Below are 14,481 nucleotides of genomic sequence, written 5' to 3'. Positions count from 1 at the left end.
GGGATCAGGCGGTGTCCGATCAGGCGGCGGCCTGCAGCTGGGCCCGCAGCTTGTTCAGCGCCCGGTGCTGCATCACCCGCACCACGCCCGGGCTGGTGCCGATCGCCTCGGCGGTCTGTGCCGCGCTCCAGCCGAGCACGATCCGCATGACCAGGACCTCGCGATGGGTGGGGGCCAGCACGGACATCAGCTCGTGGGTGGCGCGGCGGCTCTCGTCGGCGAGTGCCCATTCCTCCGGGCCGGCAACCGGGCTGACGGCATCGGGCAGGTCCGCCATCGGGTAGGCGGAGTGGCGGCCACGCCGGAAGGCATCCGATACCTTGTTCGCCGCGATGCCGTAGACGAAGGCGAGGAATGACTTGCCCTGATCGCGGTAACGACCGACGGCGTTGACGGTCGCCAGCAGCACCTCCTGCACCACGTCGTCGGCAGTGACGGTCAGGTGCGCGGTGTTGCCGAGCCGGGCCAGGCAGTACCTGCGGACCAGCGGGTGCACCAGACGCACGATCTCGGCGACGGCCTCCCGATCACCGGCAGCGGCCGGGGCGATCAGGGCGTCCAGCTGCTCGGCGAGCCGACGGCTCTCGGACTGCTGCGCCTCGACCGCACGGCCGGACGAATTCGTACTGGTGGTGCGGTGGGGGCGATGCTCGGTAGCCAAGGTCCGAGTCCTTTCACGAGCAGTGCATTTCCGGTATGCACTGATCGTGCGCCGGTCCGGCGGGCCGAACCAGACACCCCAGGGTGAGTACTACCCCACCCCTGCGCCCCCGGTACCGGGGGCATCGCCCGCCGCAGCGGGTTTCGCGGCGGCCGAACCCGGCAGATGGCCTGCCCGGCGGACTGCCCACACCGTGACCGCCAAAGCGACGGCGGTGAGCGGCCAGCCCATCGCGATCCGGGCGACGGCCAGCCAGCCCGTGTGGTCGGTGTCGTAGAGCTCCGACTGCACCAGGTAACGGGCCCCGAACACCAGCGCCCAGGCGGCGGTGGCGGCATCGTAGAGCCGGACGGCTCGCCGGTCCGACCGCCACCCGGTGCCGTGCCCGTTCAACGCGCCCCAGATCACCCCGACCAGCGGCCACCGCAGCAGCATCGACAGCAGGAAGGCCCCCGCATAGACGAGGCTGGTGTAGATACCGAACAGGAAATATCCCTTGGCCTCACCCACCCGGTAGGCGATGAACGCGCAGATGCCCACACCGATGAACCCGGAGATGGCGGGCTGGATCGGATCGCGGCGCACCAGCCGCAGCACGAGGACTCCGGCCGCGACGGCCAGCGCCGCCCAGATCGCCGCCGTCAGGCCGGCCAGGGCGTTCACCGGGACGAAGACCACGACCGGCACGGTGGAGTAGATCAGGCCGCTGATACCGCCCATCTGCTCCAGCAGTGTCTGCTGGGTGCGGGCGGCCGCGGGCGACTCGGCGGCGGCCTCGGGTTCCGGCACCGTCAGCCGCTCGGTGGGATCGGGATCGACCGGGACCGGCCGGGAGGAGGAGTCGGGGCCGGGGTGATCGTCATGGCTCGAGGGCATCCGTCAGCAGTTTCCGCGCAGTTCGTCGAGGTGGTGGTTACCCCGCCACTGTAGAGGGGAACAACCGGTGCGCGCACAGCGGCACGGGTGGATCGCTAGGCTCGCATGCGATGTTCGATTCAGTCACACCGACCACGGTGGTGGCCCTGCCCGGCACCGGTTCCGATGCCGAGTTCGCCGCCCAGGCGTTCGGATCCGCGGCCGCCGCGTACCGGGCGGACCTGATCGCGGTCCCGCCGAATCCGCGGGCCGTGATCGCGAGCTACACCGCCGCGCTCGATGCGGCCGCCCGGCGCGGTCCGGTTCTCGCCGCCGGAATCTCGCTCGGCGCGGCCGTCGCCGTCGAATGGGCGGCAGCGAACCCGGGGGCGGCGGCCGGGGTGATCGCCGCGCTTCCGGCGTGGACCGGCCCCGGCCGGGACGGATGTCCGGCCGCCCTGAGTGCGTCGGTCACCGCCACCCAGCTTCGAGCCGACGGGCTGGCGCCGGTGGTGGCCCGGATGCAGGCCGACAGCCCGGCCTGGCTGGCCGCCGCCCTGACCCGGTCCTGGCAGGGACAATGGCCGGACCTGCCGGCAGCCCTCGACGAAGCCGCCGGCTACGACTGGCCCACCCCGGAGCTACTCGCCGCGGTCGACACCCCGGTGGCAGTCGTGGGTGCCGTCGACGATCCGGTACATCCGATCACCGTCGCCCGGCAGTGGACCGCGGCGCTCCCCGACGGCCGGCTACACACCCTGACGCTGGCCGAACTGGGCGCCGACCCGGCGGTGCTGGGGCGCGCGGGATCCGCCGCCCTGGGTGCCGGTGATCCTCCCCCTGCACTGGTTCTGCCGGCCGGCTGACCGGCCGGCCGGCTGACCGGCCGGCCGGCTGACCGGCCGGCCGGCTCGGTCGACACCCGTCGACCGGGCGGGCCGCCGGGCCACGGCCGCACCCGACGTGCACCGACCGGGTGATGCGCGGCTCCGGGTGATCGGTCACTGCGGCCGGCTCCCGGACCTTGTCCCGTGCCGGTTACGCCCGACCCGAAGAGCGCATCGGCCCACCAGCGCAGCGCGAGCATGGCCGAACCGACCGGTAGCGGGATGCCATGGCCGACCGGATCGACCTCACCATCGTCGCCCCGGCGCCGGCGCCGGCCGTGGTGCCCCGGCGCCGTGGCGGCCGATCAGTTGCGGCCGAGCTGCTGCATGGCCGAACCGCCTGCGCTGCGACGCGGCTGTTCGGGCATCGGCTGCGGAGTGGGGGGCGGCGGGGCGGCCTGCTGCGCAGCCGCCGCCTGTGCCTGCGCCTGCTGTGCCTGCGCCTGCTGCTGATGGGCGGCGGCGAGCTGTTCGGCGAGCTGTCCCGGCAGCACCACCGGCAGCGGATCGCGTACCGGCAGCGGATCGGTACCACGGCGCACCACGGTGTCGCCCAGGACCGCGCGGGCCGCGGTCACCAGCGGAGTGCCGTCCGCGGCGGCGCCGGACGGCCCGGCCGCGACCAGCCGGACCATCCACCGTGGCCCGTCGACACCGATGAAACGCAGGTCCGCGCCGGGGGTGACGGCCAGCAGTTCCCGGCCCCACGGGCCGTTCTCCACCGATACGGTGGCGCCGTCACCCCGCAGCGATTCCGCCAGGTCAGCGGCCACGGTGCGCCACTGCCCGCCCGATCGGGGCGCGGCGTAGGCCGCCACTGTCAGCCGGCCGTGCTCGGTGGCGAGGTGCACCGCCTGCGGTGTGCCGTCCTGGGCGAGTTCGACCTGCAGCTGTCCGCCCTGCGGCACCGGGATGATGACCGAACCGAGGTCGAGGCGCTGTTCGGCGATCTGCGCCAGCCGCTCGGATACGTCGTCGTAGTCGTAAGGACCGGAGCGGGGCAGCCCTGCGGCATCGGCCGGGTGCGCGCCGGGCGCCGGTTCGGCGGCACGGCCGCCGGTCTCGTCGTACGCCCCGTCGTCGTAGTGGTCGAACTCGTCGTAGCCGTCGTATTCCGCGGCATCGTATTCGGCGCCGCCGTACTCGCCGACCGCGAACTCGTCGGTCCGGTAGTCGTCCTCGCTCCTGGACCGCTTCTTCTTCCCGAACAGAGCCATCACGCCTCCTCGTCCACCAGCGCACCGGTCAGCATCGCGTGCCCGCCACTGGACCCGTGACCACCGGCACCCCGGGAGGTCTCGTCGAGGTCGTCGACCTCGGTGAATTCCACCAGCTCCACCCGCTGCACCAGCAGCTGGGCGATCCGGTCGCCGCGACGCAGTTCGATACCGGTGCGCGGATCGTGGTTGATCAGGCAGACCTTGATCTCACCGCGGTACCCGGCGTCGACCGTGCCCGGCGCGTTCACCACCGACAGACCGGCCTTGGCCGCCAGCCCGGACCGCGGGTGGATCAGGCCGACCGTGCCGATCGGCAGCGCCACCGCGATCCCGGTCCCCACCAGCGCCCGCTCCCCGGGCTCGAGCACGACATCGGAGGTCGTGCACAGATCGACACCCGCATCGCCTCGATGGGCGCGCGCGGGAACGGGGATGCCGGGATCCAGCCGCAGCAACGGTATCGGTGAAAGTGCGTTCACAGTGCTCGAGCCTACGCGGTCGCCGCCACCCCTTCTCGTCACCCGGCCTGCGGGCATGACTTAGGGTTGAGTCGTGCCCGACCTGCCCCATCCCCCCGCACCCGAGGCGCCGGAGCGTCCCCTGCACCGGCCGCACGCCTACCGCGAACGCCTATGGGTGCCGCTGTGGTGGTGGCCGGTCGGATTCGCCATCGCCGGGCTGCTGGCCGCCGAGATCCATATGGGCGCGCCCGGGCTGCGCGCCTGGCTGCCCTACGTGCTGCTGGCACCGATCCCGGTGTGGGTCCTGCTGTGGCTGAGCCGGCACCGGCTGGAGGTCGCCGTCGACGCCGACGGCACACCGGAACTGCGGGTGGACCGCGCTCATCTACCGGTGAACTTCGTCGCCCGGGCCGCCGCCGTGCCGTCGACCGCGAAGAGCGCGGCACTGGGCCGCCAGCTCGATCCGGCCGCCTACGTCCAGCACCGCGCCTGGGTCGGCACGATGGTGCTGCTCGTACTGGACGATCCGGACGATCCCACCCCGTACTGGCTGGTGAGCACCCGGCGACCCGACCGGGTCCTGGCAGCACTCGGTCTGTCCACCGACTGATCCCGGTGGGCCGGAGGCGGCGAAACGCCGGCAGGCCAACGCAGGCCCTCGGGGGTCAGTCGCATCGAGTACCGACTGATCCCGGTGGGCCGGTGTCATGATCGGTTATGCGGCACAGTCCATGCAGATCATCTGGCCGCCCTTCTCGCTGGCCAGTCGACTGCGGTGGTGCACGAGGAAACAGCTCGAGCAGGTGAACTCGTCCGCCTGCTTCGGTACGACCTTCACGGTCAGCACTTCCTCGGACAGATCCGCGCCGGGAAGCTCGAACGACTCCGCGGTGTCGGATTCGTCGACATCAACCACGGCGGACTGCGCCTCGTTGCGACGGGCCTTCAGCTCCTCCAGCGAGTCCTCCGACACGTCGTCGGATTCGGTCCGCCGCGGTGCGTCATAGTCGGTTGCCATGTCGTCTTCCCCTCAGTCCTTACTCCGTATATCCCGGATCGGTGCCTGCCCCGCGCCCGAAGAGCCGCGCGGCCGGTACCGCCCCGCCGGTGGTGCACGTCACGCGTACACCGTTCACCTATCGGCAGCGATCGGGTCCGATCACCATCGACAGCGTTCGGTAAACGCAGGACATGCCCTTGTTGTTCCCGCGACCGGGCACCGGATCACCGGTGAATTTTCGATCTGGGCGGGCAGACAATAGCGGACGATCCGGCAAAAGTCGCAATCAAAACACATCCGAGTCGAAACCGACGGTGAATCGACACCTGCTGCGGACGCGCCGAGACCTCGCGCACCCGCGCAGCCGCGGACTTTCGTAGAGTAGCCAGGTGGTTTCACTGATCACCGAAGGCAGGGCGACCGATCGCTCCGGAAGGCCGTTCCAGCGGCGACGTCCCGAACTGTGGCTGAGCCTGATCGTGGCGCTGTCGCTGATCACCGTGTTCGTCTGGGTCTCCGCATTCCGGACCCACGAGGAGAACAACGAGCCCATGGCGTGCAACGCGCCCACTGCTCCTACCGAAGCCGGCGCGCCGGAGCCGGCTCCGCTCGGTGACCGGGTGAGCCATGCGCGGCTGCGCGATGTGAGCCCCGCTCCGCTGGCCGAGGCGCGGGTCCGGGTGCTCAACGCGAACGGCAAGAGCGGACAGGCCGGGCATATCGCCTCCGAACTCGGTGACCTGGGTTTCGCGAGCGCACCGGATGTCCAGGTGGGTAACGATCCGGTCTACGTCGAGGGTGATCTCGATTGCACCGGCCAGATCCGGTTCGGCGACGAAGGCCGCTCGGCCGCGGCCTCGGTGCAGCTGGTCGCCCCCTGCGCTGAGCTGATCGAGGACGACCGCACCGACGATTCGGTGGACCTGGTCCTCGGTACGGTGTTCGGCGAGTCGATCCGGCCCAGCCCCGATGCCGAAGCCGTGCTGGATTCGCTGCGCAACCCGGCCCCCGGAACCGGCGCCACCTCCGCTATCGACCCGGACCTGCTGGCTGCCGCCCGGCAGGCCCGGTGCTGAGGATCACGCCTCGGGGAGCGCGGCGGCGGCTCCGGTCCGGTCGAGCAGCCGTTCGAATTCCCCGGCCACCCCGGGCGCGGCGGCCACGGTCAGGCAGCCGGCTGCCCCGGTGGTGGTGATCGAGGGCACCCGGACGACCGCGCCCGCCTCGGCGGCGATCAACGCACCGGCCGCCCAGTCCCAGGCGTTGAGCCCGTGCTCGTAGAAGGCGTCCAGCCGACCGGCGGCCACCAGGCACAGGTCGGCGGCGGCCGCGCCCAGCCGGCGGATGTCGCGGACCTCCGGCAGAATCCGCCCGACCAGCTCGGCCTGCCGGGCGCGGCGCTCCCGCCCGTAGGCGAACCCGGTGCCCACCAGCGCCAGCTCCACCGATTCGGCCCGGCTGCAGGCCAGCTCGCGGGTCCCGCCGTGGGCCTGCATCCGCGCCCCGCCGCCGCGGGCAGCGCTGTAGGTGACCTCCGCGGCCACATCGACTACGGCGCCGGCCACCGGATGGCCGGAGCGCACCGCGGCCACCGAGACCGCGTAGCCGGGCAGGCCGTACAGGAAATTCACGGTGCCGTCGATCGGATCGACGACCCAGGTGACGGTGTCCGCTGTCGCACCGGCGGCGTCGCCGCCGCCCTCCTCGCCGAGAACGGCGTCACCGGGGCGGCGGCGCGCGAGCAACTCCCGGATCAACTGCTCGGACTCGGTGTCGACGACGGTCACCGGATCGGTCGGATGCCCCTTCGTGCGGACCTCGCCGGCGGCCGGGCCGGCGGTGTCGAAGACCTCGCGCCGCCGGGTCCGGACCAGCTCGGCCGCGACTTCGGCCAGCTCGACGGCGATCGAACGGAGGTCGTCTTCGTCACCGTGCACGGTGACGGCGGAGGCGGAAACCGTGGATTCTGGCACCCGCCCATCGCACCACAGATCGTGCCGCTGCGCACCGCCGCCACCGGGCCGCCGGTGCCGCGGCGACACCGGCACCGGTTTAGTCTTGTCGATCACAACGGCCGGTACGCAGAACGAGGGGTTGACCATGTCCGCTCGGGGGCACGCATTCGGAATCGATATCGGGGGCAGCGGCGTGAAAGGCGCCGCCGTGGACCTGGCCACCGGGGAACTGCTGCACGAGCGGATCAAGATCCCCACGCCGCGGCCGGCCACCCCGAAGGCCGTCGCCGATGCAGTGGCCGAACTCGTCGCTACGGCGGGCTGGACCGGCCCGGTCGGCCTCACCATGCCGTGTGTGGTCCTGGACGGCTACGCCCGCACCGCCGCCAACATCGACAAGGGCTGGATCGGGACCGACACCCGCGGGCTGTTCTCCGACGCATTGGACGGCCGGGCCGTCACCGTCCTCAACGATGCGGACGCCGCAGGCCTGGCCGAGGATCGGTACGGCGCCGCCCGGGACCTGCGCGGCCTGGTGCTGATGCTCACCTTCGGCACCGGGATCGGCTCGGCGCTGCTGATGCACGGCACCCTGGTCCCGAATTCGGAACTCGGCCATCTGACGATCGACGGGATCGAGGCCGAGCACCGGGCGGCGGCCTCGGTGAAGGATCGCCGCGCCATGAGTTACCAGGAGTGGGCGGCCGAGGTGAGCACCGTACTTACGGTCCTGGAGAACCTGTTCTGGCCGACCGTGGTGGTCGCCGGTGGCGGCATCAGCCGTGATGCGGCCCAATGGATTCCGCTGCTCACCAACCGCACCCCGGTGGTACCGGCGGAGTTGCGGAACACCGCCGGGATCGTCGGCGCCGCGATGGCCGTCGATGCGGGCATCGCGCCCTGATCCCGGCACGGCGACCGGCCCGAACACGCGGTACCGAAGCCGAGGTGATCGGACACTGCGTGGGTACCCTGGTGGGATCGTTACAATGGAACACGTCCGGCGGCGAGCCGGTGAACCGACACCCGCCTCCGGCCGGGCACGCGATTCGCGTCCGGCCGGGCACCCCGACCACCGGAACCGGCCGGTCGACCCCGTCGGCAGTTCGCCGGCGACACCCCGACAGACCGCTCCGCCGGAAGACCACTCTGGCGTGACGCCGCACGAGACAGTCACGAAAGGGCGTACGTGGTAGCCACGAATACCCGTCAGACCGCCGACTCGGCCGACGCCGACTCCGCAGCAGCCACACCGGCAAAGAAGGTGGCTCGTAAGGCCCCTGCCAAGAAGGCGGCCGCGAAGAAGACTGCGGCGAAGAAGACTGCTGCCAAGAAGGCTCCGGCAAAGAAGGCGGCCAAGAAGACCACTGCCAAGAAGGCGGCGGCCAAGAAGGCCACGGCCGCCGCGGGTGGTGGTGCGGACAAGCTCGACGAAGAATCGATGGAGGTCGCCGACCTCGGCGACCTGGAGGTGTCCGAAGCCGACCTCGCCGAGACCGACGAGGCGGCCACCGAGGAGCCGTCGGCGGCCGACAAGGCCTCCGGCGACTTCGTCTGGGACGAGGAGGAATCCGAGGCCCTGCGGCAGGCCCGCAAGGACGCCGAACTCACCGCCTCCGCCGACTCGGTGCGCGCCTATCTCAAGCAGATCGGCAAGGTGGCGCTGCTCAACGCCGAGGAGGAGGTCGAACTCGCCAAGCGGATCGAGGCCGGCCTGTACGCGGTGGAGAAAATGCGCGAGTTCGCCGAGCAGGGCGAGAAACTGCCGGTCACCACCCGGCGCGATTTCAACTGGATCATCCGCGACGGCAATCGCGCGAAGAACCACCTGCTCGAAGCGAACCTGCGTCTGGTGGTCTCCCTCGCCAAGCGCTACACCGGCCGCGGTATGGCCTTCCTCGATCTGATCCAGGAAGGCAACCTGGGCCTGATCCGCGCGGTGGAGAAGTTCGACTACACCAAGGGCTACAAGTTCTCCACCTACGCCACCTGGTGGATCCGGCAGGCGATCACCCGCGCGATGGCCGACCAGGCCCGCACCATCCGCATCCCGGTGCACATGGTCGAGGTGATCAACAAGCTCGGCCGCATCCAGCGTGAGCTGCTCCAGGACCTGGGCCGCGAGCCCACCCCGGAGGAGCTCGCCAAGGAAATGGACATCACGCCGGAGAAGGTGCTCGAGATCCAGCAGTACGCTCGCGAGCCGATCTCGCTGGACCAGACCATCGGCGACGAGGGCGACAGCCAGCTCGGCGATTTCATCGAGGACTCCGAGGCCGTCGTCGCGGTGGACGCGGTCAGTTTCACGCTGCTGCAGGACCAGCTGCAGTCGGTGCTGGAAACGCTGTCCGAGCGAGAGGCGGGCGTGGTCCGGCTGCGCTTCGGCCTCACCGACGGCCAGCCGCGCACCCTCGACGAGATCGGCCAGGTCTACGGCGTCACGCGGGAACGTATCCGCCAGATCGAGTCCAAGACCATGAGCAAGCTGCGGCATCCGAGCCGCTCGCAGGTACTGCGCGACTACCTGGACTGACCTGCACGCCCAGGTACCGGCCCGGTCCCGCCATGCGCGGGGCCGGGCCGTTTTCGTTGCCGCTCCGGCGAACAGCAATCGAACAGCAACTGCACAGTGATCGAATACACAGGACACGATGCGGAGAAGTGTGCTTCAGATTTGCTCCGGCCGCGTAAGGTCACCGGTGCTCAACAGGTTCTACCGTCGCCGGCCGCGGTACCGCATCGAAAGTCTTGCTCGGCGTGCTCGAAATCCATCACTTCAGTTACGGGTGGCTCACACCTGTCCTCGCCTACTTCATGTCCGTCACCGGCTGCCTGCTCGGCCTGCAATGTGCGGCCCGCGCCCGGGCCGGTACCCAGGGCCGGATCGGCTGGCTGATCGGTGCCGCCGTCGCCATCGGCGGCACCGGAATCTGGGTCATGCACTTCATCGCGATGCTCGGCTTCTCCATCCGTGGCGCCGAGATCCGGTACAACATTCCGCTCACGCTGCTCAGCGCGATCACCGCGATGGTGGTCGTCGGCATCGGCCTGTATCTCGTCGATCGTCCGCAACCGACGCTGGCCTCGCTGGTCTCGGCCGGAGCGATCACCGGACTCGGCGTGGGCACCATGCACTACCTGGGCATGTACGCGATGCGGACCTCGGCGCGGATCGACTACGACCCGGGTCTGGTGCTGCTGTCGCTGGTTATCGCGGTCGTGGCCTCCGTTGTGGCGCTGTGGTTCTCACTGCGCACCGATCGGCTGCTCACCATCGCGGGTGCCGCGCTGACCATGGGTGTGGCCGTCTGCGGTATGCACTACACCGGGATGGCCGCGATGCGAGCCCACTCCGGACACGCAGCGCAGGCGCCGGGTGGCGCGGACGCCATGCAACTGCTGGCGCCACTCATCGGCGGCTGCAGTGTGGTGACGATGCTCGTGCTGATCAGCGTCAGCCTGACCGAGGTCGAGGGCCCCGCCACCCGGCCCCGGATGCTGCTGCACGCCCGGCATCGGGCCGGCCGCGCCACGGATGCGGCCCCGGCGGCACCCGGGCACGTCGCTACCGTGCCCGCTACCGGCACGCCGAGCACGGCAGCCGATCCGGAGCCCGGCCGGCCACCCGTACCGGCGGCCGTACCGACCCGGGTATCCCCCCAGCCACCGCTGGATACCACCACCACCGGATCCTGGCCCAGACTGCCCATCACGTAGCGGATCCGGTCACCCGGTCGCGGCACGGCCGCGCTCCGGGAACCGGACGAGAACCGGCTCGACGACGCGGGCGGCAATCGGGCCGATGATCGCCATCAACAGCACATACGCCGACGCCAGCGCGGCCAGTTCCCCGTCCACCCGGCCGTAACCTACCGCCAAACCCGCGATGACGATGGAGAATTCGCCACGGGCCACCAGCGCGGCCCCGGCCCGGGCCCGGCCGCCGCGGCGGATCCCCTGCCGCCCGGCGGCCCACCAGCCGACGGCCACCTTGGTGACCGTGGTGACCACCGCGAGCACGATCGCCCACCCCAGCACCGGCGGAATGGCGGTGGGGTCGGTGGTGATTCCGAAGGCGACGAAGAACAGGGCGGCGAACAGATCCCGCAGCGGTTCCAGCACCTTCACCGCCTCGCTCGCCGTGGATCCGGAGATCGCGATCCCCAGTAGGAAAGCCCCGACGGCGGCGGAGATGTTGAGCATCGAGGCCAGCCCGGCGACCAGGAGTGCCGCACCCAGCAACTGCAGCAGGAACACCTCACGGTCCGAACTGTCCAGGATCGCCGAGATCGCCCGTCCGTACCGGAGGGCGGCCACCAGCACCACCGAGATCGCCAGCAGCGCCACCGCCAGCGACACCAGTCCCTGCAGCAGACTCAGGCCGGCCAGCAGCATCACCAGAATCGGCAGATATCCCGCCATCGCCAGATCCTCGAACACCAGGATCGACAACACGACCGGGGTTTCCCGGTTACCCAGCCGGCCCAGATCGTCGAGTACTTTCGCCACGATCCCCGAGGACGAGATATAGGTCACCCCGCCCAGTACCACCGCTCCCATCGGCCCCCAGCCGAGCAACAGCGCCACCAGCACCCCGGGCGCCGCATTGGCCACGATGTCCAGCAGTCCGGCCGGCCAGGACCGGCGCATCCCCGTCATCAGTTCGGGAGCGGTGTACTCCAGCCCCAGCAGCAACAGCAGCAGCACCACACCGATCTCACCGGCGAGGTGCCCGAACTCCTCGGAGGCCTCGAGTTCGACCAGACCGCCTTCGCCGAGCGCCAGACCGCCCAGCAGGTACAGCGGGATCGGCGACATCCCCATCCGGCCCGCCACCCGCCCGCACAGCCCCAGCGCGAAAAGGAGCGCGCCGAGCTCGAGCAGTGCGAGCGCGGTGGCGGTCACCGGGATCTCAGCCGTTGACGAGGAGCTTCGCGGCGGCGTCCAATCCTTCCGGCGTGCCGACCACCACGAGCAGATCACCCACGGTGAAGGTGAAATCCGGGCCCGGTGACGGATTCAGCTGGCCGGCACGCATCACGGCGACGATCGAGGCCTTGGTGCGCGTACGCATCGCGGTCTCGCCGAGGGTTCGGCTCGCGTACGGCGAATCCTCGCCGATCGCCAGCTGTCGCGTGGTGATACCGGGTAGATCACGGTGGTCGTCGTTGAGTCTGGCGACCAGCTGCGGTGCGCCCAGCAGATTCGCCAGGACCGCGGCTTCATCGGTGGACAGGGGGATCTGAGCCGCACAGGCATCGGGGTCTTCGAGCTTCGACACGATCAGGTCGATATCGCCGTCGCGGTGGGCGACCACCCCGATCCGGCGTCCCGATCGGACCTCGAAATCTTTACGCACCCCGATCCCCGGTAGTGCGGTGACATCGACGTTCACACTTCCAGCCTAACCGCCGGTCCACCGGCGATGTGCGCCGCGCCACTTCCGCACGTCCAACGAGGCCTGTCGGCCACCGAAACCCCTGATCACGCGGACAATGGTGCGAAGGTGCCGTCGGTCCCCGGCCGGTAGTCCTGTACGGCCACCACCGCCGCCACCGGCAGTGGCCCGTACAGATGCGGGAACAGCTGTCCCGGCGCGGGCGGCACCCCCGGTTCCCAGCGCAGCGGTGCGGTCAGCCGACCCGGGTCGACGTGCAGGAGTACCAGATCGCAGCGCCCGGCGAAGAGCAGATTCGCCGGGATGTGCACCTGGCCCGGCTCGGACAGGTGCACGAAACCGTGTTCCGGCAACGATTCGGGCCGCAGCGAGCCGGCGACCTGCGCCGTTCGCCACTGCTCGGCAGAACACAGGTGAACAAGGGTGTGAGCGGGGTGTGACACGGGTAATCTCCCAGTGGACAACATTGTTCGGACGGGCGGCGGATCCGGCACCGGTATCGTGCGGCTCCCTCGGCATCGCTGCGCCGGACGGGCCTCGTTTCGGTCCCACCGTAACGAGCAACCCCCCAGCGAGCGACACGATAGTGAGTGACGGCTCCTCAGGAGGTGAGAGTGCAGGCGGAACGGAGGTGACCGGCCGATGACCGCAGATCGTCCTACGACGTTCGCCCACAGCGAAACCGCAGGTCGTGTTAGCGAGAACACAAAGATTCGGATCCGGGAACAAAGCCTGAACGCCGAACGTCTGACAGAGTAGTCGTACCACTGCTGGGAAGTAGCGGAGCGAGTCCCGCGGAGTAACCACGGGGCCCCACACCAGGTGAACGGCCACAGCGGCCGGTGAGCCAGGACGGAGGAGTCATGCCAGGAACCCTGACCAGCACCCCACTGACCGCGGTCGATCGTTGCGACCGGTGCGGGGCGGCTGCCCGAGTGCGTGCCGTACTTCCCGCCGGTGGCGAGTTGCTCTTCTGCCAGCATCACGCGAACGAACACATGGATCGCCTGCGCGAACTCGAAGCCGAGATCGACACGGAATCGGCGCCCGCGCTCTGACCACTCCTCGCGTCCGACACAACAGCATCCGATAACCGAATCCCCGACGGCGGGCGACCCACAGGTCGTCCGCCGTCGGCGTCCCGCCGGACGGAATCAGTCCGTCGCCCGGCCCGCCGCATCCGGCCTGTTCTCCAGGATGCCGTCCAGCAGCCGGGCCAGGCCGTAGTCGAATGCACCCTCCGGGTCACCGGGCGCCTGATACCGCTCCCCCACCCGGGCACCCACCCGGCTCGCCAGGGGAAACTCCGCGGCGGGCATGAGGTCGGTGAGCTGCGGACCGTACACGGCCCACCAGTCGGCATCGGTCGTCTCGGCCGTGGCGCGCGTGGCCGCCACCACGGTGCGGGCGTTACCGGTGGCGAATTCCGTCAGCACCGTGACCACCCGATCCATCAGGACGTCCGGTAGTCCGGTACCCGCCAGGGCGGCCAACTGCCGTTCGTAGCGGCGCATCCGGCCCGGGCCCAGCACCTGCCGCCACGACGACACCTCCAGCAGCCACGGATGGGCGATCAGCTCGGTCCGCACCCCGACCGCGATGGCGGCCATCCGCTCCCGTACCGGCGCATCCGCCGGGATCGGCGCATCGGCGGCAGCCACCGCATCGACCATCAGGGCGAGCAGGATGTCCTTGCTCGGGACATACGTGTACAGGCTCATCGGCCGCAGGCCCAGCTCGCCGGCCACCGTCCGGATCGACACCCGATCGATCCCCTCGCGGTCGGCCAGGCCCACGGCAGCCGCGACCACCTCGTCGACACTGAGCGCCGGCTTCGGCCCCCGGCTGCCGGACGGGAGCGGCCGTTCGTGCCGCCACAGCAGCTCCAGCAGGCGCCGCGCCCGGCCGGCGTCGGTGTTCGTGCTCACATGCCTCCTCGGAAGAAACGCGGTACGTTGTACGTTGTTTTCGATACCACGTACAGCATACGAGGAAACCGGGAGTCCACGCTGCCCAGCACACAGGCCACCTACCTGCCCGACCG

At 70.3% G+C, this 14,481-nt stretch carries 17 protein-coding genes; 7 read left to right on the top strand and 10 right to left on the bottom strand.

Going from position 1 to position 14,481, the window contains the following annotated elements; genetic code table 11:
- Window positions 1–19: 19 nt before the first annotated feature.
- Complete coding sequence (gene shbA, locus AC1HFH_RS09990) at window positions 20–661, bottom strand: RNA polymerase sigma factor ShbA (RefSeq protein WP_480247145.1); 642 nt, start codon at window positions 659–661, stop codon at window positions 20–22.
- Between the two features lie 90 nt (window positions 662–751).
- Window positions 752–1,381, bottom strand: coding sequence for a DUF3159 domain-containing protein (locus AC1HFH_RS09985; RefSeq protein WP_480247807.1), 630 nt, complete (start codon window positions 1,379–1,381; stop codon window positions 752–754).
- Window positions 1,382–1,647: 266 nt separating this feature from the next.
- Here AC1HFH_RS09985 and AC1HFH_RS09980 point away from each other — a divergent pair, with 266 nt between their 5' ends.
- A complete protein-coding gene (locus AC1HFH_RS09980) occupies window positions 1,648–2,382 on the top strand; it encodes an alpha/beta hydrolase (RefSeq protein ID WP_480247144.1) in 735 nt (244 codons plus the stop codon).
- Between the two features lie 326 nt (window positions 2,383–2,708).
- On the opposite strand, the gene AC1HFH_RS09975 is transcribed toward AC1HFH_RS09980, so the two are convergent.
- On the bottom strand, window positions 2,709–3,614 hold the full coding sequence (locus AC1HFH_RS09975) for a DUF3710 domain-containing protein (protein WP_480247806.1): 906 nt from the start codon (window positions 3,612–3,614) through the stop codon (window positions 2,709–2,711).
- A 5-nt stretch (window positions 3,615–3,619) separates the two neighbouring features.
- Window positions 3,620–4,102, bottom strand: a complete 483-nt coding sequence (gene dut, locus AC1HFH_RS09970; protein WP_480247143.1) for a dUTP diphosphatase — start codon at window positions 4,100–4,102, stop codon at window positions 3,620–3,622.
- A gap of 82 nt (window positions 4,103–4,184) precedes the next feature.
- Here dut and AC1HFH_RS09965 point away from each other — a divergent pair, with 82 nt between their 5' ends.
- Entirely contained in the window at window positions 4,185–4,694 is a 510-nt protein-coding gene (locus AC1HFH_RS09965) for a DUF3093 domain-containing protein (protein WP_480247805.1), read from the top strand.
- A 105-nt stretch (window positions 4,695–4,799) separates the two neighbouring features.
- Here AC1HFH_RS09965 and AC1HFH_RS09960 read toward each other — a convergent pair whose 3' ends face one another.
- On the bottom strand, window positions 4,800–5,102 hold the full coding sequence (locus tag AC1HFH_RS09960; RefSeq protein WP_480247142.1) for a DUF4193 domain-containing protein: 303 nt from the start codon (window positions 5,100–5,102) through the stop codon (window positions 4,800–4,802).
- 371 nt (window positions 5,103–5,473) lie between these two features.
- Between AC1HFH_RS09960 and cei the strand changes: the two genes are divergently transcribed.
- Entirely contained in the window at window positions 5,474–6,160 is a 687-nt protein-coding gene (gene cei, locus AC1HFH_RS09955) for an envelope integrity protein Cei (protein WP_480247141.1), read from the top strand.
- 3 nt (window positions 6,161–6,163) lie between these two features.
- Here cei and AC1HFH_RS09950 read toward each other — a convergent pair whose 3' ends face one another.
- Entirely contained in the window at window positions 6,164–7,057 is an 894-nt protein-coding gene (locus tag AC1HFH_RS09950) for an inositol monophosphatase family protein (RefSeq protein WP_480247140.1), read from the bottom strand.
- A gap of 127 nt (window positions 7,058–7,184) precedes the next feature.
- On the opposite strand from AC1HFH_RS09950, the gene ppgK reads away from it, so the two are divergent.
- The 3 genes from ppgK (at window position 7,185) to AC1HFH_RS09935 (ending at window position 10,756) form a co-directional block, all read left to right on the top strand.
- Window positions 7,185–7,943 (top strand): polyphosphate--glucose phosphotransferase, encoded by a 759-nt coding sequence (gene ppgK, locus AC1HFH_RS09945; protein ID WP_480247139.1) that lies wholly within the window; start codon window positions 7,185–7,187, stop codon window positions 7,941–7,943.
- Between the two features lie 285 nt (window positions 7,944–8,228).
- A complete protein-coding gene (locus AC1HFH_RS09940) occupies window positions 8,229–9,572 on the top strand; it encodes an RNA polymerase sigma factor (RefSeq protein WP_480247138.1) in 1,344 nt (447 codons plus the stop codon).
- A 224-nt stretch (window positions 9,573–9,796) separates the two neighbouring features.
- On the top strand, window positions 9,797–10,756 hold the full coding sequence (locus AC1HFH_RS09935) for an MHYT domain-containing protein (protein WP_480247137.1): 960 nt from the start codon (window positions 9,797–9,799) through the stop codon (window positions 10,754–10,756).
- Between the two features lie 9 nt (window positions 10,757–10,765).
- Here the strand turns inward: AC1HFH_RS09935 and AC1HFH_RS09930 are convergent, their stop codons facing one another.
- From AC1HFH_RS09930 to AC1HFH_RS09920, 3 genes are all read right to left on the bottom strand, one after another.
- Window positions 10,766–11,944, bottom strand: coding sequence for a cation:proton antiporter (locus tag AC1HFH_RS09930; protein WP_480247136.1), 1,179 nt, complete (start codon window positions 11,942–11,944; stop codon window positions 10,766–10,768).
- Between the two features lie 7 nt (window positions 11,945–11,951).
- Complete coding sequence (locus AC1HFH_RS09925; protein ID WP_480247135.1) at window positions 11,952–12,434, bottom strand: cation:proton antiporter regulatory subunit; 483 nt, start codon at window positions 12,432–12,434, stop codon at window positions 11,952–11,954.
- A gap of 89 nt (window positions 12,435–12,523) precedes the next feature.
- Entirely contained in the window at window positions 12,524–12,904 is a 381-nt protein-coding gene (locus tag AC1HFH_RS09920; protein ID WP_480247134.1) for a DUF952 domain-containing protein, read from the bottom strand.
- Between the two features lie 396 nt (window positions 12,905–13,300).
- Between AC1HFH_RS09920 and AC1HFH_RS09915 the strand changes: the two genes are divergently transcribed.
- Window positions 13,301–13,495, top strand: coding sequence for a DUF7455 domain-containing protein (locus AC1HFH_RS09915; RefSeq protein ID WP_480247133.1), 195 nt, complete (start codon window positions 13,301–13,303; stop codon window positions 13,493–13,495).
- Between the two features lie 96 nt (window positions 13,496–13,591).
- Here AC1HFH_RS09915 and AC1HFH_RS09910 read toward each other — a convergent pair whose 3' ends face one another.
- A complete protein-coding gene (locus AC1HFH_RS09910; RefSeq protein WP_480247132.1) occupies window positions 13,592–14,365 on the bottom strand; it encodes a TetR/AcrR family transcriptional regulator in 774 nt (257 codons plus the stop codon).
- Window positions 14,366–14,481: the final 116 nt, after the last annotated feature.

Source organism: Nocardia sp. KT25-26 (assembly GCF_056627695.1).
The sequence above is the reverse complement of the archived record's forward strand: the minus strand, read 5'-3'. Positions and strand labels throughout refer to the sequence as shown.

Bases quoted from the DNA above. Each gene is read 5' to 3' on its own strand.
- AC1HFH_RS09960 (WP_480247142.1), bottom strand. From the start codon at position 5,102: ATGGCAACCGACTATGACGCACCGCGGCGGACCGAATCCGACGACGTG.
- AC1HFH_RS09920 (WP_480247134.1), bottom strand. From the start codon at position 12,904: ATGTTGTCCACTGGGAGATTACCCGTGTCACACCCCGCTCACACCCTT.
- AC1HFH_RS09915 (WP_480247133.1), top strand. From the start codon at position 13,301: ATGCCAGGAACCCTGACCAGCACCCCACTGACCGCGGTCGATCGTTGC.
- AC1HFH_RS09980 (WP_480247144.1), top strand. From the start codon at position 1,648: ATGTTCGATTCAGTCACACCGACCACGGTGGTGGCCCTGCCCGGCACC.
- ppgK (WP_480247139.1), top strand. From the start codon at position 7,185: ATGTCCGCTCGGGGGCACGCATTCGGAATCGATATCGGGGGCAGCGGC.
- AC1HFH_RS09985 (WP_480247807.1), bottom strand. From the start codon at position 1,381: ATGGGCGGTATCAGCGGCCTGATCTACTCCACCGTGCCGGTCGTGGTC.